Source organism: Polyangium jinanense (assembly GCF_028435265.1).
Lineage (GTDB): Bacteria > Myxococcota_A > Polyangia > Polyangiales > Polyangiaceae > Polyangium > Polyangium jinanense.
The window spans coordinates 342807-362138 of sequence record NZ_JAGTJK010000006.1 but is presented as its reverse complement, the minus strand read 5'-3'; the positions used below and the strand labels follow the sequence as shown (position 1 = coordinate 362138).

Below are 19332 nucleotides of genomic sequence, written 5' to 3'. Positions count from 1 at the left end.
CGTTCAGCCGGTCGAGATCCGCTTGAACGCCGGCCGCTCCCTACAGCGGTCCGTCCACGCCTGGACGTGGGGCCAGCGCGCGAGCGAGGGCACGATCACCATCTGATACCACCAGAGATCGGCTGCGAGGAGCGCGTCTGCGAGCGTGAACGCGTCTCCGGTCAGGTAGGGTTTGTCCTTGAGCTCCGCGTCGAGCAGGTCGAGCAGCCCTTCGAACTCCTTGCGCGCGCTCTCCCCCTGCGCCGCATTCTTCTGCTCGTCCGGGACCTCCGGGGACGTATTGTGCATGACCCGCGTCCCGGCATTGAGGAGCGAGGCGGCGGCCCATACCGTCCACGACATAGCGCGCCCGTGCGCGTGCGTGCCGGCCTTCGGCCAGAGTCCCTTTGCGACGCCGTATTTCTCTCCGAGGTAGATGTTGATGGCCGCGGACTCGAAATACGGCACTCCGTCGTCGACGATCGTCGGAACCTTGCCGTTCGGGTTCAGCTTGAGGAAATCGGGCTTCTTCTGCTCACCCGCCTTCAGATCCATCCGCACCCCGTCGTACGGGATGCCGAGCTCTTCGAGCGCCCAATGCGTGCGAACCGCGCTGGAGAACGGCGAAAAATAGAACGTGATGGCCATGTGATGGTTACCTCCCTGGGCATCGCTGTTTGGCATGAACGGACGGCGAGCACAAGAGGGTAGCTGTCTTGACGCGCGCTGATAGTTAGGTTCCCATCCTCTTGTCATGTTACGGCGCGCGTTCGTGCCAGGGTTCGTCGTGACCACCCTCCTCTTCGCCGCGTGCAGCAAAGGGGCGCCCGAGGTGGAGGCTGATCCGAGCGCGGGCGCCGCGCCGGATGGCGGGGCGCCGTAAAGGAGGTGCGTGTCGTGTCGTTCCACGTCCCTTTCCCTTCGAATCCGGATACGTCCGGGCAGGAACGCCTCCCTGGGCTGCACACGCGGCTCCTCGCCGATGATTTCGTGGTTCTTCACCGGTTCGCCTGGGACGCTCCGAATGATTTTTGCGTGTCCAGCCGCCTCGCGGTCCAGTATGCGCATCGGTACAAGGAATTCTGGTCACCTCTTTACTGGGTCGAGCAAGGCGCCGATCCGGCCGCTTGTTTCGCCCTCCTCGCCGAGCAGCTAGATCTCACCGGGCCGGGGGTCTCGCGCGCTCTCAAGCTACGCGCCCTCGGGGCACACCTGCGACGACAACACGAGGCCTTGCTCATCGTCGATAACGTGGACGACCCAGGCCTGCTCCGCGCCGAGCTCGACGCGCTCTTCGGATGTACGCCCTTTCCGACGCACGTGCTTGCCGTGACGCGGACGCCCGATCCCAACGAATCAGCCGTCCCGGACGAGGGGCCCGAGGCGCTTCGGCCCCGTTGGGATGCGCTCGAGAACGCCCATGCGCGGCGCCTCTTGCAGGCGGCGGCCATGCTCGAACCGAGAAGCTCGCTCCCTCGGGAGCTCTTCGAGGCGCTGCTCGGGCTCAAGCCCTCCGAGGTCGTCGCGGCGCTCGACGCGGCGAGCGCGCAAGGGCTCGTCGAGCGGTTCACGGCGCGTTTGTCCCGGCTACCTCCCGCCGTGCTCGGGTTCGTCGTGACGACCCTCGACGACCTGCCGGGCCTGGCTGCATCCATGGTGGCGGAGATCAGCGTGAAACTCCTCGATCCGTCGCAGCTCGTGGCGGAGATGCAGCGGCGCGGTCCTTACGACGTGCTCGGGGATCTGCGCACCGCCTTGCGCCTCTGCGCGCTCACCGGAGACGAGGGCCGGACCCTCGCGCTCGGCTCGCTCGTCGCTGCGCTGGAGCCTGCCGCGGGGGCCTTGCGCCACCGGGAGGCGGCGCTCGTACCGCAGAACCTCTTGCAGATGATCCGCAATGGTTGCCTGCGCCCCGAGCTCGGCGCCCTGCGCGCGTGTGCGGAGGCGAGCCTCGGCGAGGGAGAAGAAATGCCGCACCTGCGCGAGCGCTTCGATCCTTCGGCGCTCGCCGCGGAATTGCGGGGCGCCGTGGATTTGCTCGCGGCGGGGGCTCGGCTCGCGCTCACGGCGCGTCTCCGCGCGTGGGCGAAAGAGCCTGCGATCGACGTCTGGGACGTGGAGCGCGGCGAGGTGGTCTGGACGCTCCATTGGGCGGCCACGCAGATCACGGCGCTCGGGCTCACGGCCGACGATCGTTTTGCCGTGGCTGCGTCGAAGGACGCGCTCGCCCTCTGGGAGATTCCCGAGGGAGAGCCCATTGCGGAGGTTCGCCTCGCGCGTGAGCCGCGCGCGCTCGCGGTGGCGGGCGGGCGGCTGCTCGTCGGGATGCGGGGAGGCACGGCGCTCGTCATCGATATCGAGCAGGAGTGTATCCTCCACGAAATCGCGGCCCACGAGGGCGACGTGTGCGCCGTGGCCATGACGCCGGACGGCAAGATCGGCATTTCCGCGTCGGACGACGGCGCGCTCCAGGTCTGGGACCTCGAAACGGGGACCCTCACGCGTACGCTCGTGGGAAAACCGGGGTCCGTGCGTGCGCTCGCCGTGACGGCCGACGAGGAGCGGCTCGTCGTGGTGGCGGACGACGATACGTTGTGCCTCGTCGATTTGCAGGATCGCGACCCCATCTTTGCGCTTCATTCTCACCCCGGCGTTCAGAGCGTCGCTTGCCCGCCCTTTCGCAATGTCGTCGTCTCCGTGGGGCGGGATGGCACGCTGCAGGTATGGTCGCTTCCGCCTGTGCGGGGGCGCGGCAGTGTCCTCTTTCATCTCCAGCCGTGGAGCGCGCCCATGCTTTGCTGCGCGGTGGTATCGAGCCAGCGCACGTTCGTCGTGGGGGACGAGGCAGGTGGCGTGCACCTCGTCGATTGGTACACGGGCCCGCCGCTCGGCGCCGTGGAGAGCGTGGCTGCCGAGCGTCGTCGGATGCTCGCTCAGCCGCTCCCACCCCCGCCGCCGCCACCCCCGCCGCCCCCGCCGCCGCGGGAGGGCAAGCGGATGAAAGAATGGATCGAGGAAAAGGCGTCCGTCTGGATGTGCGGGGGGTGCAGGAGCGACGATTTGCTCGAGCCCTGGGACATCGTGATTGCCGCCGCGTGGAACATCAGCGAAGGCGGGCGGCACGACGTGCTGTCCGACGACGCGAAGGAGCTCATCAAAAAGAGCTTCGAGGCCAAGGAAGGCTATTACTACGGCATTCTCGAAGACCGCAGCTATTGCTCCCGATGCAGCGAACGGTACCGGGTCGAGAACCTGAGCCTGTGCACGCATTGCCCGGCCGAGTATTGTTATCGTTGTACCGAGAGCTTTCCCCGGCACGAGAACGGGAACCTCCGCTGCGGCTGCAAGTGGGGCGGGGAGATCGTGGGCTGACCCTGGACGTCCCGGAAAAAACGCCCCCGCGCGCTTGACATCTACGAAGAAATTCGTACATCATCCGGACCATGGTGAACAGGTCGCTCCCCACGGACGCGGAGCTCGCGATCCTGCGCGTCCTCTGGCGCCGCGGCCCCTCGACGGTGCGTGAGGTCCACGAGGATCTGAAGCCTGTCCAGGGCACGGGGTACACGACGGTGCTCAAGCTCATGCAGATCATGGCCCAGAAAGGGCTCGTCGAGCGCGACGAGGCGGGCAAGAGCCACGTGTATCGAGCGACGATCCCCGAGGAACAGGCTCAAAAAGGGCTCGTGCACGACCTCGTGGAAAAGGCGTTCGGCGGCTCGGCGTCGCGGCTCGTCATGCGCGCGCTCTCGACCGAGCGAGCGTCCCGCGAGGAGCTCGCCGAGATTCGCGCGCTGCTCGACGACATGGAGCGAAAGAAGTCGAAATGAGCCTCGCCAACCTCGCCACCTCGCCGTTCGTCGCGGCGCTCGGGCTCGCGCTCCTCCATTTCCTCTGGCAAGGCGTGGTGATCGCCCTCTTTCTCGCCGCGACCCTCGCAGGCCTGCCGCGCAGCCACGCCGCCGCGCGGTATACGGCCGCCTGCGCCGCGCTCGCCCTCATGGCGCTCGCGCCACCTTTGACGTTTGCCTATTTCCACGCGGCCCTCGCCGCCGAAGCGTTCGTCCCGCCGAACGCCTGGGCCACGATCGCCGCGCCCGCGGCGGGCAGCGGTCCGCCCCTGTGGCCCGCGATCGTCGTGATGGCGTGGACCCTTGGCGCGCTCTTCATGTCGGCCCGCCTCGCCGTGGGGCTCGCGCGCCTCTCGGCTTTGATTCGCCATCACACGGTGCCCGTGTCTTCGGCGCTCGAGGTTCGCTTCGACAAACTCGCCCGGCGCCTCGGCGTCCGGAAGGGCGTGCGGCTCGTCGGCTCGGATCGCGTGGACGTGCCCATGGTCATTGGCTGGCTCCGGCCCGTCGTGCTCGTGCCGCTCGCCGCGCTCACGGATCTTCCGCCGTCTTGCCTCACGGCCCTGCTCGCGCACGAGCTCGCGCACGTGCGCAGGTTCGATTTCCTGACGAACATCCTGCAATCGATCGTCGAGGCAGCGTTGTTCTATCACCCGGCCGTCCACTGGGTCTCGCGCGTCGCACGGAGGGAGCGTGAGCACATCTGCGACGACGACGCCGTGGCGGCCGTCGGAGACCCGGTTCGTTATGCCCGCGCTCTCGCCGCGCTGGAGGGGATGCGCGCACGCACGCCCGAGCTCGCGCTCGGGTCGAATGGAGGTTCGCTCGTCATGAGGATTCGACGTCTGATCGATGGCAAAACGCCCCACGCGCCCACGGGCCGCGCCCTCGCCGCGCCGGCACTTGCGCTCGCGAGTACGCTCGGTCTCGCCCTCGCCACGCTCGCCGCTTGTGGCGGAGAGCCGCCGCCCGCCGTGGAAAAACCCGGCATCACCGGGACGAAGGCCCCGTCGGCCGCGCTCGGCATTCCCTGGCTACCGCCCGCGATCTTGCGCTGGGAATCGGCCATCGCCGCGTCTGCCCGGAAGGGCAACGTCGATCCCGAGGCCGTCGCGATCCTCACGCTCGTCGAGTCGGGAGGCGATCCGAAGGCGAAGAGCCCGGCCGGCGCCCTCGGCCTGATGCAGCTCATGCCCGGCACGGCCGTCACGGTCGCCAAGGAGCTCGGCATTGCCGATCACGCCGACGAACGCCTGCTCGATCCGGCCTACAACCTCGATCTCGGCGCCTCGTATTTCGGCAAGCAGTTCGTCGAGTTTGGCAAGAAAGACCCGGCGCGCGCGTTCGAGCTCTCGGCCGCGGCGTACAACGGCGGCGAGAACCGCGTGCGCGCGTGGCTCGATGGGAAGGCCGAGCTCTCGGAGGAGACCGAGAAATACCGCGCGCTCACCACGGGCATGTGGAACGAGCGGCACGCGGCGCGCTCGACGACGTACGACACCTGGCGTGAGCGCGTACGTGGAAAAGTGGCCTCGCGCTCCTCGCACCCGCTCCCCGGCGCGCGCGTGACCTTGCATTTCGGCGACGCAACGCCCGGACAAACCAGCGCGCCGCACGAGGGCGTGGACCTCGCGGCCGCGGCCGGGACGACGGTGCTCGCGCCCCTCGACGGGACGGTCGACCGTATCGAGAAGAATGCGAAAGGCGAGCCCGTGCTGGTCCTCGCGCACGGCCGCGGCATCGAGACGCGGTATCGGCACCTCGCGAACGTGAAAGCAGAGGTCGGCGCGGTCGTCGCTCGCGGAGATGTCCTCGGCGAGGTCGGCGCGCCCGAGGGAGGTCCGCACGTCCACTTCGAGGTGCGTGACAATGGCGAGGCGATCGATCCGGCGCGTTATCTCGGGCAGAACGCCGCGCCCTGAGCGCAAGCTGCGTCGAGCGTGCGCCCGAGGAGCCCCGGCGTCTCGACGGCGTCGGGGCAATGGGCGAGCGGGTAGGTTTTTCCGTCTTCGCGACACGTGAAGAAATCGGCCGACGTGGTGCCCAGCGTGTCCACACGCCCGTCGTCGGTCATGACGAACACTGCGCCGGGTCGATCGAGTACGCCGAAGCGCGCCAAAAGACGGATGGAATCACCACCTCGCGACGCGTCTTCCTCGGAGAGCCGGCAGACCGCGTCCCAGCAATCGAGCCGGAGCCGCGGCTTGGCCGTCCCCCAGGACTCGGTCGGCGCATTGGGATCCCCACCCAGCAGGCCGATGGTGCCTTTTTCCTCGTCGGGTTTCTGCTTTCCCGTCTCGAGGTCGACCATGAGCATCTGGTTCCATTCGCGGTCCCAGGCGACCTCGACCCACGCCGTCTTTTCGCCCATCATCTTGATGGACAACACGGGCTTGCTCCCGGTGCGCACCACTCGCCGGGTTTTTCCGGTCGAACTCTCGGCGATCACCATCTCGCCCCGCCGCGTCCCGACCAGGATCCGATCCCCCGACCCGTCGAACGTCACCACGGTCGCGGGGCTGTTCGTCCGCAAAGCGTGACGCGGCTTCAACGTCGTGCCCTGTCGATCCCACAGGATCGCCGTGCCGCCCTGGTCCACCGTGGCCACGGCGCCCTTTTCATGGATCGCAAGCGAGGACAAGCGCGGCAGCGGACCGTTTTCCAGGACGATCGGTTGTCCTGTCCGCACATTCCATATCCGCGCCGTGCCATCGTCCCACCTCGCGCCGAGGAGCACGGCTCCGTCCGCGAGCGGGCCCACGCCGAAGGCCGGGATCGCGAGGTGCGGCCCGAGTGTGATCCCGTCGGCCGTGAGGTCTCCCGGGCGCCGAAGGAACACGCGCGAGCTGCGCGCCGCGACGACACGATCCCCCTCCGGCGACAGCGCCGCCACGACGTCGGCGTGAAGAGGATAGGATCGCGGCAGGGTGAACGAGCGCGGGCCCTGCGCCACGGTCGCCACCTCCTCCTTGCGTAACACGTCGACGACCTGGCCGTCCGAGGCAACTCCGACGAACCTCGCGCCCGGACGAACCTGCCCGAGGCGCACCGGCGGCGCCCCGGAGACCGGGACGCCCCAGATCTGCCCGCCTTCCACCTCGGAAATGATGCGCTCGCCCCGGAACCGCAGGCTTTTCGGCGCACCGGACGGGCTCGCGAGCTCACCGACGACGCGCCCGTCGGGTAAACCTCGCAATCGGATCCGACCGTCCTTCGTGCCGAGTGCCAGCGTGCTCCCGTCCTCGGAGAGCGCCATGGCGGTGAAGGAAGGATCGCTGAACGTGGCGAGCGGCTCGCCCGAGGGGAGTTTTCGCAGAAAGACCTTTCCATCGGGGAAAACGCCGACGACCACGGCCGTTTTTGCGACCGAGAGCCGGAGCCCGCCGTACCCGGAAGGCGGTTCGATATCGAACGCGTGGGACGCGCCCGTGCGCGGGTCGAGCAGCGCGAGCGTCGCAGCGGGGCCACCAAAACCGCCGATGCCCCGCCGGGCCACGATCGCGAGGGTCTCGCCCGAGGGCGCGAAGGCCATTTCGTCGAGGCTGAGGTCGTGCAAACGTAGCGAGGCGATCTCGTCGCCCTCCGCGCCCGTGTGCACGGTGATCTCGACATTGGTGTACCCGAAGCACCCGGCGGCCGCGGATTCATGGTCCGCGACGGCCACGAGCACGCCCCCGGCCGACACCGCCACACCGCCGATCTCCTCGAAATCGTGCGACAACTGCACGCTACGGCGCGAGGGCCAGGCGTCCCCGGCAGGCGGCGCACTCTCCTTCGGCGCAGCCCGAGCCGCAGGTGCAGCGACCTTTTGCGCTTCCCGTCCCGCACACCCCCCGGCGAGCAAGACAGCTGCGAGCGCTGGAAACAAAAGCAAACGGGGGCGCATGGTCCTTCTAGTCCGATGCGCCCCCGTCCTTGGGTCGTGGGGAGAAATTACTTCTTCGGCTTCACGAACTTGAGCGTCATGCGATCGCTCTCGCCGATGGCCAGGTACTTGTCCTTGTCCTTGTCGCCGAGCTCCAGCGTGGGCGGCAGCGTCCAGACGCCTTCGGGGTAGTCCTTCGTGTCCTTCGCGTTCGCGTTGACCTCGGACTTGCCCTCGAGCTTGAAGCCTGCGGCCTCGGCCTGCTTGATCACGAACGCCTCGGGCAGGTAGCCCTGCTCCGCGCTCTTGTCGGGGTCCGCGTCGGCCTTGGCGCGGTGCTGCTCGACGCCGAGCACGCCGCCGGGCTTCAGCGCCTTGAACACCTCGGCGAGGAAGCCGGGCAGGAGTTTGTCGCGGTGCAGGCCGTGGAGCGACCGCATCACGATCACCAGATCGACCTTGTTTTCGAGGCCGAACTTCGGGCTCTTGCCGTCGATCACGATCCGGTCGACCTTGCTGTAGAGCTCGGGCGCGCGATCGAGGAAGCGCACCAGGCGCTGCCCGTAGAACGTGCTCCGCGCGTCGGCCGGGCCCTTCGGGTCGGTCGTCGTCACGAGCAGCTTGCCCTGCGTCGCCAGCGTGGGCGCGAGGATCTCCGTCCACCAGCCCTCACCGGGGCCGTATTCGAGCACTGTCTGCTTCGGCGTGAGGCCGAAGAACTTCAGCGTCTCCTGGGGGTGGCGGTACTTGTCGCGCTCGGCGTTTTTGGCCACGCGGTGCTTGCCCGCGAGCACGACCTTGAGCGCGGCGTCGAGCGACGCGTGCTTCGCGTCGGCGAGCTTCTTCGCCTCGGCGTGGATTTCCGGCGTGAAGCGCGTGTCCTCGGCCTTCGCCTCGGCTTCCCACTTCGTGCGGTCGGCGGCGAGCTCCTGGGCCGCCTTGGCCTTCTTGAGCTCCTCGGGCGAGGGCTCCTTCGCGGCCGCCGGCGCGGCCGTCGGCGTTGCCGTGGGCGCGGCTTCCGGCGTCGCCGTGGGCGTGGGGTTCGTCGTGGTGGTGGTCTCGGTGGCGCTCGTCTCGGGGTTTTCGGCCTCCGGCGTCGAGGAGCCACAAGCGAGCATCGGCGCGGCCAGGAGGGCCAGCGCAAGCAGTCGTCGTTTCATGGGGCGCATCCTTGCCCCAACGGAAACGAGAAGGCAACGGGGCGGCAGTTTCGTGTTGCCACACCGCGCCATCCCGGTAGAGTGGGAATTATGTCCACGCTATCGCAAAAGAACATGCTTGTGTGCTTACTCGCGTTTTCCGTGGCCGCGTTTGGCGCGCTCGCGGGTTGCGGGAGCGACAGCGAGGGTCTCGGCGAGTGCCCGCCCGACTCGTCCGCGCAGCAGACGGCGGGCCTGAGCGTGATCACCAATTCCTGCACGGTTTGCCACAATCCGAATTACGCCAACGGGACGCCGGCGGGCGGATACGATTTCTCGTCGGCGGACGAGATCAAGGCAGAGGCGGCGGAGATGTACAGCGAGGCCGCGGAAGGCGCGATGCCTCCGACCGGCAAGCTGAGCGAGACCGACCTCGAAGCGCTGCGGGTTTATCTGGCCTGCACGCAGTGAGCGTCGCTCAGTCGTTCGCCACGTCGAGCACGTCCGCCATGAACCGGACGAGCTCCCATTGCTGCGCGAACGACGGCTCTCCGAGGAGCTCGACATGCTCGACGGCCGGCGTCACGAGCGCGGCGCGGAGCAGCGCCGGCGGGACGTCGTGGGCGAGCCATTGGGTCTCCGAGGCCGGAATCACCGAATCCGTCGCGCCGTGAAGCAAGAACACCGGAGCGTGTAGCTCGCCGAGGTGCCCCGCGGGCGAGACCGAGAGCGCTTGCTCGGGGTGTTTCGTCATCTCGTCGATGAGCGCCGGCACGTCGGCCTTTCCTTCGAGCAGCGCCTCGACCTTGGTCCTCGCCTCGGCACTGAGCTCCGCGAGCTTCGCTTTCGAGGCCTCGCGATCGTCCCAGAGCCAGAGCCGGATCGCGCCCTGCGCCGCGGCCACGTCGGCCGGCGGGACGAGGGCCTCGACGTGCGAATAAAGCAGGACCAACGCGCCATACGGGTGCGCGGCGAGCGCCTCCTTGTGCCCGTCCGGCCACGAGGTCTCGTTCTTCTTGAAAAACTCGAGCACGCGCCGCATGTCGTGATGCGCCCCGATTGCCACGACGAACCCGATGTCCTTGGCGAACGCCCCGTCCGACGCAGCGCGGAGCGCGAGCCCGCCCGCGAAGCTCATGCCCATGAGGCCCACGGGCCGGTCGCCGAGGCGCTCGCGCAGCGAATGCGCGGCCGCGCCGAGCGTCTCGATCGAGGCCGGATCGATACGATAATCGGCGATCTCCTTCACCTCGGGCGTGAGCACGACGACGCCCGACGCCGCGATCGCGCGGGCGAACCGCATGAGGCGCGGCTCGTCGATGGCGAGGCGATGCACGCCGTGCACGATCACCACGCCCGGCGCATTCGCCACGCCCACGGGCGAATACACGCGCGCCCGTACGGGGCCACGCGTGGAGGGCACCTCGGTCAGGCTTTCCTCGAGCGCGTGTTTTCCGTACTCCGGCAAGAACCCCTGCGCTCGTTCGTCCGCGAAACGAAGGAGCAGCGAGGCCGCGCGCAGGTGCCGATCCGCGGGCCGCGCGAGGAGCACGATCGCCGCGAGGATCACGAGGAGCACGGCTCGCCCGATTTTTCGTCGCTTTCGAGGCGCCTCCGCCGCCGTCGTCTCGGTCATCGCGGAGGGAGCGTAGCAGGGCGGGGCGCTGTCCGTGGTGCGGGTTTCGTTCGAGGTCGGGAGGAACGAGGTGAAGTTCGCCATGACCTCCATCGTGGGGCGCGAAAGAGGAGGGGGCCTGTGCCGGTGGTCATGGTCCTAGGTCGATTTCCACCATGACTTTCGGCACAGGCGCGCGTGAGAGGCGCTACGATGCGCCGCGCATGGACCGGCCGCCGCCCACCCGGATGCTGCTCTTCGTCGCGGGAACGCTGGCGTGGGCCGCGATCGCGCAGCCGTTCTTGCTGCCGCTCGTGCGGGATCCGGCGCGCCTTCTGGATTCGACCGCGGCGGTGAGCTTCGCGGCGCACGCGGCGTATCTGGGCGCGTTCCTCGCAAGCGCGTCGCGGCTCGACAGGCTCGGGCCGAGGAGCCGGATCGTGCTGCTCGTGGTGCAATCGATCTCCGCGCTCGTGCTCGTGCACCTCCGGAACCTGTGGCTCGAGGCGGGGCTTTTGGCGATCGTCGCGGCGCAGGCGTCGCTCCTCCTCTCGCGCGGCGCGGCGCTCGGCTGGGTCGCGGCGCAGACCGTGGCGATCTTTCCGTTTTACGTGGGACGCGCCGACGTGGCGCAGGCGGCGTTCTGGACGGCCGGCGTGCTCGGCTTTCAGCTCTTCGCGACGACGATCGGGACGGTGGCGCGACACGAGGCGGTCGCGCGCGCCGAGCTTTCGCGGGTCAACGCCGAGCTCCGCGCCGCACAGGTGATGCTCGCCGAGAGCGCGCGCACGGCCGAGCGGCTGCACATCGCGCGCGAATTGCACGACGCCGTGGGGCATCACCTCACGGCGATGAGCATCCACCTCGAGCTCGCGCGCCGCACGTCGCCCGGCGAAGAGACCCTCGCGCGAGCGCACGAGCTCGCGAAGAGCACGCTTTCCGAGGTGCGTGGCGTCGTGCGCGCGATGCGCGAGGAGCGCACGCTCGACCTGCCACGCGCGATCGAAGCGCTCGCCGCGGGTTTGCCGCGCCCCCGGGTGCACGTCGATCTGGCCGAGGGGCTCGTGGTCGAGGACGACGCGCTGGCCCACGCGCTCTTTCGTGGCGTGCAGGAGGCGATCACGAATGCCGCGCGCCACGGCGGCGCGGAGAACCTATGGATCCGGCTCGCCGAGGAGCCAGAAGGTGTCGTGCTCGAAGCGCGTGACGACGGGCGAGGGGCGACAAGCGCCACGGAAGGCAGCGGCCTTCTGGGCTTGCGCGAGCGGATCGAGGCGCTCGGCGGGGTCTTGACCGTGACGCCTGGTCCGGGCAAAGGTTTTGAATGGCGCGCGGTCGTCCCGCCGCGCCAGAGGACGATGACTGCGCCGTGATTCACGTCTTGCTCGCGGACGATCAGACGCTCGTGCGGCAGGGCATCAAGAGCCTGCTCGCGCTCACGCCCGACATCCGCGTCGCCGCCGAGGCGAGCGACGGGGAGGAGGCGCTCGCGATCGTGGCCACGACCGCGCTCGACGTGCTCCTGCTCGACGTACGAATGCCACGAAAAACCGGGCTCGACGTGCTCACGGCGCTGCGCGGAAAGCCGAAGGTGCCGCCCACGATCCTGCTCACGACGTTCGACGACGACGCGGTCGCGGCCGCGGGGATCCGGCTCGGGGCGCGGGGGTTTTTGTTGAAGGACATCGGCCTCGAGCAGCTCGCCGAGGCGATTCGCACGGTGGCCTCCGGCGGGACGCTCTGGAACCCGGCGATCACCGAGCGCGTCCTGCGCGGGCTCGACCGCCTGAAGCCCGACGTCCCCGTGATCGAGCCGCCCACCGCGCTCACGGCGCGCGAGGTCGAGGTCCTGCGCCTCATGGCCTCGGGGGCGAGCAACCGCGAGATCGCCGAAATGCTCGGGACGGCCGAGGGCACCGTGAAAAACCACGCATCGAGCATCTTCTCGAAGCTCGGCGTGCGTGACCGGACGAAGGCCGTGCTGCGGGCGATCGAGCTCGGATATATCTAGCGAGGTGCTTCAAGGCCGCGACAGGTACGCGACCATGAAGCACATCTCCTGGTTCGTCCCTTCGCCCCAGGCGATGTCGAGCGGCGGGAAATGGGTTTGCCCTTTTCCGGTCGCCGAGTTGTCCCAGGTGCATTCGGTGACGAACCGCTGTCCCGGCTGCCACGGGATTGGCTCGTCGAACATGTAGAGCGCCTGGTGGTGGAAATCGAAATCGCCTCGCGCGACGCACGCGTTCGCGCCTGCGTCATCCTCGATCCACGCGTCATAGGAGCGGCCGAGCAGGTGCATGTGCGGTAGGAGGCCGTAAATCGTGGCTTTCGGGCCCTCGTTCGTGATCACGCTTCGCTCGACGTGCTGCGAGGCGCCCGCGGGGATCGTGAACGGCACGGGGCCGAAGACGTCCATGAAGACCTCCGCGGCGGGCGCCTCGGTCGCGAGGCGCATCCGGTATGCCGACCGATCCAGCGCGCCCGACTTCGGCGCGTAATAATGCATCTGGATCACGATCTGCTCGCCCGGATCGAGCCGGATGCCCGTGTCCTTCGGAAGCTCCATGACGCCGACGCCCGGTGCGAAGGCGTGCAGGAGCTGCCAATCGAGCTCGAGCACCGGATCCCGGCACGAAAACCCCTTCGTGCCCGGCGGAACGCCGTACCCCGCGCCCGCGTCGTGCCCCGCGTCCCGATAGAGCCCGATGTGATGCACGACGAGCGGGTCGCCGGGCACCGCCTCGATCGCCTGGATCCACGCGGGCGTGGCGAGCGGATTGTCGAGCACCACGCACCAGTATTCATTGCCGTCGTCGTCCGGAGTGACCTCGTGGGCCTCGGGCATTTCGAGCACGAGATCCGGGTCGTCGATGTGCGCGACGCTGCCCGGCTTTGTCGTCGCCTCGCTTGGATCGCCGAGCGGCGCGCCTGCGTCGGCCCAGGCGCGAAAGCGCGCGCGATCGTCCGGGCCGAGGTACATCTTCTCCGCGCCGGCATAGGGCCGGCACGATGGATCGAGCGCGGGGGGCGGCATCTCGCCCGACTCCACGCGCGCGGCCATCGTGCCCGCGAGCGCCCGCGCCGTCGCGGCGTCGCGCAGGTTCACCCGACCCACGCCGCTTCCGTCGTGGCACGCGGCGCAGGAGCGATCGACCAGCGGCTGGATGTCCCGATACCATGTCGGCGTGCGCTCCGGCTCGCTGCCGCATGCCGGCACCACGGCGGTTACGCATCCCACGAAGACGAACCCGAACCCCCGCCTTTTCCAGGCGTTTTCTTCCCTCATGACGCACCTCTCCTGCCTGCGCGCGCCCTGCGACGCGGCAGTTCAAACGGTTGTTTCAAACAGTTGTTTGAGGCGGAGGATTCGTTCAACGAGTAGCAGGATTTCGACGCCGGCCACGGCAGGGAGCGCTCGGGGGGCTCGACCGCCTCGCGGGATCTGGGCTAAGACCGAGGGCCGTGATGGACAGCGAGCAGGGCGGCGCGCGCGAGCGGATCATCGAGGCCGCGATCGGGGTCATCGAGCGGGAAGGGATCGAGGCCCTCACGGTGCGCGCGATCGCCCAGGAAGCGGGCGTGAACGTGGCCGCGATCAACTACTATTTCGGGAGCAAAGAGCGGCTCGTCGAGGTGGTGCTCGCGCGGACCTTGGAGAATGGACTCGGGGGGCAGCTCGTCGAGCTCGACGCGCTCGTCGAGGCCGAGGGCGGGGACGTCCGCGCCGCGCTCGAACGCTTCGTGCCTGCGTTTTTGCCGGACGCCGTCCGGTACCCACGCCTCAGCGCGGCGCACCTGCACGACGCCATCACGCGTCAGGACTACACGGGCCCGGCGGTCCAGGGGTATCGCGACTTCCTCGAAGGGTTTTTTCGCCGCGTACGCCCCGCCTTGCCGGCGGTCTCGGAGGAAGAGCAACGCCTCCGCGTCGCCGCATTCTGGTCCGCCATTCACATGGTTTGCCTCGCGCCGCGCCTTTGCGAGGGGTTCGTCCCCGCAAACCTCCACGAACCTGCGGGGGCCGCGCCGTTCGCGCGTTTGCTCGTCCGCCAGCTGCTCGGCGATCGCCCCGAAGCGGAGAGCCGCCCCCGAGGCCGGAGGCGGCGGCGCGAGCGCGCGTGAAGGCGAGGGGGACGTCCGTGACCGCGTGAAGAGCTTCCCAACCGCGGTTCGAACCTGCATACTCGCGGCGATGGCCGTGAAGAGCGACACCGGGAGAGTTTCGCGCCGCGCGCTCCTGGCTGGCGGCGCGCTCGCCGCCATCAGCGCGGGTTGCAGCGTTGTACCGGCCGAGGCGCCCCGCGCGCCTTCGCCTCGCCGGAGGCTCCGGGATCTCGGCATCGCGATCGGTTCGCTCACGCCCGGCCGCTGGAATGCGATCACCGACGTGCCCGGCGTGCGCGTGGGGCACTTGACGCGTATCGAGGGCGAAGGCCCGCTCGTGCCCGGCCGCGGGCCGATCCGCACGGGCGTGACCGTGATCCTGCCAGGCGACGACGTTTGGCGGGACAATGTCCCCGCGGCGCGTTTCACGCTGAACGGCAATGGCGAGCTCACGGGCGTCTCCACGCTCGATCGGCACGGCCTCCTGGAGACGCCGATTTTCCTGACCGACACCTCGAACATCGGCCGCGTGATGGACGGGGCGCTCGCGTGGATGCTCGAAAAATACCCGGAGATCGGCGACAGCGCGCCCGTCCCCACGCCGATCGTGGGCGAGACCTGGGCGGCGTTCCTGCACGACGCCGAGGGTCGACACCTCACGGAGGAGCACGTGCGCGAGGCGATCCTCGCGGCGCGTAGCGGTCCCGTCGAGGAGGGGGCCGTGGGCGGCGGCACGGGCATGTTGTGTTACGAGTTCAAGGGCGGCATCGGGACCGCGTCGCGGCGGCTTCCCGCCGCGATGGGGAATTATACGCTCGGCGTGCTCGTGCAGGCGAACCACGGCCGGAGGGCGCAGCTCCGCATCGACGGGGTGCCGGTGGGTCGAGAGATCACCGAGGGAATGCCCTACGAGGGCCGGAAGTCGAAATCGATTTTGATCATCGGCGCCACGGACGCGCCCATGACGCCGGTGCAGCTCGGTCGGCTCGCGAAGCGGATGGCGCTCGGGCTCGGGCGGACCGGCGCGGTGTCGATGCACGGCTCGGGCGATCTGCTGCTTTTCTTTTCGACGGGCGTCCGCGTGCGGCGCGGCGCGGCGTCGACGGCGGTGCCCGTCTGGAACGACGAGCACATCAGCGTGGCGCACGAGGCGGCGGTCGAGGCCACGGAAGAGGCCGTGCTCAATGCCCTCGCGATGGCCCAGACGATGACCGGGATCCAAGGGAATACGGCCTACGCATTGCCGGTCGACCGGCTGCCGGAGATCATGCGCAAATACGGGCGCCCGATTCCGGGGCGTTAGGAGCCAAGCGGAGACCATGCCGGCCGATCGCACCCTGCGCAATTCGATCACCGACGTCCCCGGCGTCGAGGTCGCCCACGTGACCGTGGCCGAGAACGATGTGCAAACGGGCGTGACCGTGATCTTGCCATGCCCGCCGTCCGTGCGCCATCGAAAGTTTTCCCTCGGCGCGTACGCGGCCGGCGGCGCGCTCGCCTGGACGGGCGTGGAGGTGGCGGAAGATTTCGGCACGTTCGCGTCGCCGATCGTGCTTTGTAATGCGACGAGCGTGGGCGCGGCCTACGACGCTTTGATCACGCGGGGGCACAAGCGGGACCCGGAATTGCCGGTCGACGATGGATGGCCGCCCGTCGTGGTGGGAATCGACGATGGGTACTTGAATGATCTCCGGCGTCGGCGGGTGAAGCACGACGATGTAATCGCGGCGTGCGATGCGGCGCGTGGCGAGGCGCCGGCCTGCGGGAGCGTGGGCGTGGGCCGGGGGCTCGTGGCCCTCGGGTACAAGGGCGGCGTGGGGGACGCGTCGGCCGCGGCGCGTATCGGCGCCGATGCATTCGTCGTGGGCGTGCTCCTCGTGGCAAACGGCGGGGCGCCGCGAGGGACGAGCTCCGTGCGCGCGGTTTCACCTGGATTCGTGGCGATCGTCGCGACGGATGCGCCGCTCTTTCCCGCGGAGCTTCGATGGCTGGGCGAGGCGGCTCTGCGTGGGATCGACGCGGCCGTGACGATCGGCGGCGAGGAGGGGCGGCTCGCGCTCGCGTTTTCGGTGGCGAATGCAATCGACGGGTCCCTCACGGCGCCGCCGGAGCGGCTTTACGAGGCGCGCAGGCTCGGGGACGACGGGCTCGGCCCGCTTTTCGACGCGGCGGCCCGTGCGGCGCGGGCGGCGCTGGGGAAGGCGCTCGGGGAAGCGACGGCGGTGACGGGGCGGAAGGGGCGCACGGTCGAAAAGGCGCCCGCGGAGATCGTGGCGTCCCTTGCATTCGTCGGACGTTGACCGGAAGCCGGGTGTAAGTCCAAGAGGCGATCGACAGTTCTCACGCCATGGGCTACAAGGCGCACGTGCGCATCTTCTTCTCGACACTCCTTGTCATCGTGATTTCGACCTTCACCGCCCTCGCCGCGGCCGACGTGGCGGGGCCCCGCAACGTGTGCGACGCCGACGGGCTCGACTGTCAGAAATGCTACTGGCACTATGGTCGGGATCCCGGCAATCAGCCGGAATTCGAGAGCTGCGCCGGCCCTCTCCGTGAAAAAGGGCTCGCCGAGGCTTGTCGTCACAAGATGGGAGCCGGCGATGAGGTCTTCTTCTGCCCGGCGGGCGTGAAGCCCGAGACACGCGTGGTCGGCGGCGGCTGCGGCGGGTGTACGACGGCGGGGGCCGCGGAGGGCGCGGGGCTTTTCGTGTTCGCAGCCGGCCTGGGCATTGCGCTCGCGCGGCGTCGTCGGATGGCCCGGGTTACGGGCTCTTGAACGGATTGTCATTGCCGGCGACCTGGGCCTTGACGGGCCTCGGGAACTCGCGTCTCCTGTCCGTTCGGGCCCGAGATACGCAATCGGGCGATTCGGAGCGGAGGCGGCGATGACGACGAGGTCGAAGTTTCGAGCAGCGAGCGTGGCGGCCGTCCAGTGCACGCTCGCCCTGTGCGTCGCGTTCGCGACGTGGACGTGCGGGCAGGATTCGCAGGGCAGCGGGGCCGGGGGCGTCGGCGCGAGCGGCGGCGTGGGAGGCAATGGCGGCGCGGGCGGCGAAGGGGCCGTGTTCTTCGACGGCGGGCCCGACGCGAACGGGACGCTCGGCTGCAGCCCCGATCTGCGCTCGATCGTCGACGAGGCCGGGCAAGTTGTCTCGGTTTGTCCCGCCGATCAGGGCTGCCTCGACGGGGCGTGCGCGCCCGCGTGCGACGCCGCCGCCGATAGCAAGGGCAACGTCGGCTGCAATTTCCGCGTCACCACGCCCGGCTCCTATCCGCCCGCGCTCCCGCCCTGCTTCGCGGTTTTCCTGACGAACACCTGGTCCCGGCCCGCGAAGGTCTCGGTCACGCGCGGCGGGCAATCGTACGACGTCACGAAATTCGGCCGGATTCCCAAGAACGGGATGCCCGAGTCGTCGTGGCCCGCGGTGCCGGCGGAGGGCATTCCGGAGGGCGAGGTCGCGGTGCTCTTCCTCTCGCACGACCCGAATTCGATCATGCCGGAGACGGGCAAACCCCTGACGTGCCCGGTCCCGCCCGCGATCGCCGAGCCGACGCTCGTCCCGGGCACGGGCCGTGGCGAGGCGTTCCATATCGTCTCCGACACGCCCGTGAGCGCGTACGACATTCTTCCGTACGGAGGCGCCGAGTCGTTTTTCCCGAGCGCAGAGCTGCTCTTTCCGACCTCGGCGTGGGGCACGAACTACATCGTGATGGCGACGCCCCAGGGCACGGCCATGCCGCCGGGGCCGCTCTTCGCGCACGTCCTCGCGACCGAGGACGATACGAAGGTCGACCTGCTCCCGACCGTCGATTTGCCGGCCGGTTCCGATTTCTCCGCGGCGCCGAAGGGGATGCCGGCGAGCTTCACGCTCTCGGCCGGGGAGTACCTGCAATGGGAGCTGCCGGCGAGCTCGCAGGATCCCTCCGGGAGCGTGGTGCTGAGCGACAAACCCGTCGCCGTCATCACCGGAAACCGCTTCTTCCGGCTGCAGCCCATTCCGGGGCCCGGCGGCGAGGCCACGCACCAGCAGATCTTGCCCGTCTCCGCGCTCGCGAACGAATACGTGGCCGCACCTTACGAGACCCGCAGGAAGGACCTCCAGCCGGAGAACATTCATTACCGCATGGTCGGCGTGGCCGACGGGACGACGTTCACGTTCGACCCGCCCGTGTCCGGCGCACCCCAGACGCTCACGCAGGGCCAGATCGCCGATTTTCAGGCGACGGGACCGTTCCGCGTGTCGAGCCAGGACACCGCACATCCTTTCTCGATCGCGCAGATCATGGATACCTCCAACATCCCGGGCGGCACCCGCGAGGGCGCGACGGCGCCGAATTTCGAGAAGAACCTCGGCGACGAGGAGTTCGTGATCATGCTGCCGCCCGAGCAGTTCCTCTCGAACTACGTCTTCTTCACGGATCCCGCCTATCCGACGACGAACCTCTCGCTCACGCGCGTGAAGACGAGCAAGGGGTTTTCCGACGTCACCGTCGATTGCCTCGGCGTCATCGCCGGGTGGAAACCGGTCGGATCGGACGGTCGATTCGAGGTGACGACGGTCGATCTGATGCGCGCCGAGGTGGGCGTGAACGGCTGCCAGAATGGAAGGCACACGGCGAAGAGCGACGGGCCGTTCGGGCTCGTGGTTTGGGGCCTCGACAGTTACTCGTCGTATGCGTATCCGGCCGGCGGATACGCCGTCACCATCACGGACGTGGTGATCCCGCCCGTGCCCAAGTAAAGAGCGCAAAGCGTTCACCCGACCCCGACAACCGCCA

General features: G+C 68.9%; 17 protein-coding genes. 12 read left to right on the top strand and 5 right to left on the bottom strand.

Going from position 1 to position 19332, the window contains the following annotated elements:
* Nucleotides 1-3 precede the first annotated feature (3 nt).
* Complete coding sequence (locus KEG38_RS16540) at nt 4-627, bottom strand: glutathione S-transferase family protein (protein ID WP_272420447.1); 624 nt, start codon at nt 625-627, stop codon at nt 4-6.
* A gap of 106 nt (nt 628-733) precedes the next feature.
* Here KEG38_RS16540 and KEG38_RS16535 point away from each other — a divergent pair, with 106 nt between their 5' ends.
* From KEG38_RS16535 to KEG38_RS16520, 4 genes are all read left to right on the top strand, one after another.
* Complete coding sequence (locus tag KEG38_RS16535; RefSeq protein WP_272420446.1) at nt 734-862, top strand: hypothetical protein; 129 nt, start codon at nt 734-736, stop codon at nt 860-862.
* 152 nt (nt 863-1014) lie between these two features.
* Nucleotides 1015-3351: a WD40 repeat domain-containing protein gene (locus KEG38_RS55520; protein WP_272420444.1), complete on the top strand. Its 2337-nt coding sequence runs from the start codon at nt 1015-1017 to the stop codon at nt 3349-3351.
* 71 nt (nt 3352-3422) lie between these two features.
* Nucleotides 3423-3809, top strand: coding sequence for a BlaI/MecI/CopY family transcriptional regulator (locus KEG38_RS16525; RefSeq protein WP_272420442.1), 387 nt, complete (start codon nt 3423-3425; stop codon nt 3807-3809).
* Nucleotides 3806-5752, top strand: a complete 1947-nt coding sequence (locus tag KEG38_RS16520; RefSeq protein WP_272420440.1) for a peptidoglycan DD-metalloendopeptidase family protein — start codon at nt 3806-3808, stop codon at nt 5750-5752. The genes KEG38_RS16525 and KEG38_RS16520 overlap by 4 nt, the downstream gene beginning before the upstream one ends.
* Here the strand turns inward: KEG38_RS16520 and KEG38_RS16515 are convergent.
* Nucleotides 5725-7557, bottom strand: a complete 1833-nt coding sequence (locus KEG38_RS16515) for a WD40 repeat domain-containing protein (protein WP_272420438.1) — start codon at nt 7555-7557, stop codon at nt 5725-5727. The two genes, KEG38_RS16520 and KEG38_RS16515, sit on opposite strands and share 28 nt — an antisense overlap.
* Before the next feature lie 206 nt (nt 7558-7763).
* A complete protein-coding gene (locus KEG38_RS16510; protein ID WP_272420436.1) occupies nt 7764-8855 on the bottom strand; it encodes a class I SAM-dependent methyltransferase in 1092 nt (363 codons plus the stop codon).
* 114 nt (nt 8856-8969) lie between these two features.
* On the opposite strand from KEG38_RS16510, the gene KEG38_RS16505 reads away from it, so the two are divergent.
* A complete protein-coding gene (locus KEG38_RS16505; RefSeq protein ID WP_272420435.1) occupies nt 8970-9305 on the top strand; it encodes a c-type cytochrome in 336 nt (111 codons plus the stop codon).
* 7 nt (nt 9306-9312) lie between these two features.
* Here KEG38_RS16505 and KEG38_RS16500 read toward each other — a convergent pair whose 3' ends face one another.
* On the bottom strand, nt 9313-10470 hold the full coding sequence (locus tag KEG38_RS16500) for an alpha/beta hydrolase family protein (protein WP_272420433.1): 1158 nt from the start codon (nt 10468-10470) through the stop codon (nt 9313-9315).
* Between the two features lie 155 nt (nt 10471-10625).
* Between KEG38_RS16500 and KEG38_RS16495 the strand changes: the two genes are divergently transcribed.
* Together KEG38_RS16495 and KEG38_RS16490 are read left to right on the top strand one after the other, a co-directional pair.
* Nucleotides 10626-11822 (top strand): sensor histidine kinase, encoded by a 1197-nt coding sequence (locus KEG38_RS16495; RefSeq protein WP_272420432.1) that lies wholly within the window; start codon nt 10626-10628, stop codon nt 11820-11822.
* The gene (locus tag KEG38_RS16490) at nt 11819-12460 is read left to right on the top strand and encodes a response regulator (RefSeq protein ID WP_272420430.1); all 642 of its coding nucleotides are present in this window, start codon (nt 11819-11821) and stop codon (nt 12458-12460) included. Before KEG38_RS16495 ends, KEG38_RS16490 begins: the two co-directional genes overlap by 4 nt.
* Before the next feature lie 9 nt (nt 12461-12469).
* Here KEG38_RS16490 and KEG38_RS16485 read toward each other — a convergent pair whose 3' ends face one another.
* Nucleotides 12470-13735, bottom strand: coding sequence for a monooxygenase (locus KEG38_RS16485; RefSeq protein WP_272420429.1), 1266 nt, complete (start codon nt 13733-13735; stop codon nt 12470-12472).
* A 179-nt stretch (nt 13736-13914) separates the two neighbouring features.
* On the opposite strand from KEG38_RS16485, the gene KEG38_RS16480 reads away from it, so the two are divergent.
* The 5 genes from KEG38_RS16480 to KEG38_RS16460 all read left to right on the top strand — a co-directional run bounded on the left by KEG38_RS16480 (nt 13915) and on the right by KEG38_RS16460 (nt 19295).
* Complete coding sequence (locus tag KEG38_RS16480) at nt 13915-14571, top strand: TetR/AcrR family transcriptional regulator (protein WP_272420428.1); 657 nt, start codon at nt 13915-13917, stop codon at nt 14569-14571.
* 70 nt (nt 14572-14641) lie between these two features.
* Entirely contained in the window at nt 14642-15856 is a 1215-nt protein-coding gene (locus KEG38_RS16475) for a DmpA family aminopeptidase (RefSeq protein ID WP_272420427.1), read from the top strand.
* A gap of 16 nt (nt 15857-15872) precedes the next feature.
* A complete protein-coding gene (locus KEG38_RS16470; protein ID WP_272420426.1) occupies nt 15873-16853 on the top strand; it encodes a P1 family peptidase in 981 nt (326 codons plus the stop codon).
* Nucleotides 16854-16900: 47 nt separating this feature from the next.
* The gene (locus KEG38_RS16465; RefSeq protein ID WP_272420425.1) at nt 16901-17329 is read left to right on the top strand and encodes an MYXO-CTERM sorting domain-containing protein; all 429 of its coding nucleotides are present in this window, start codon (nt 16901-16903) and stop codon (nt 17327-17329) included.
* Between the two features lie 109 nt (nt 17330-17438).
* Complete coding sequence (locus KEG38_RS16460) at nt 17439-19295, top strand: IgGFc-binding protein (protein WP_272420424.1); 1857 nt, start codon at nt 17439-17441, stop codon at nt 19293-19295.
* The last annotated feature ends 37 nt before the right edge of the window (nt 19296-19332 follow it).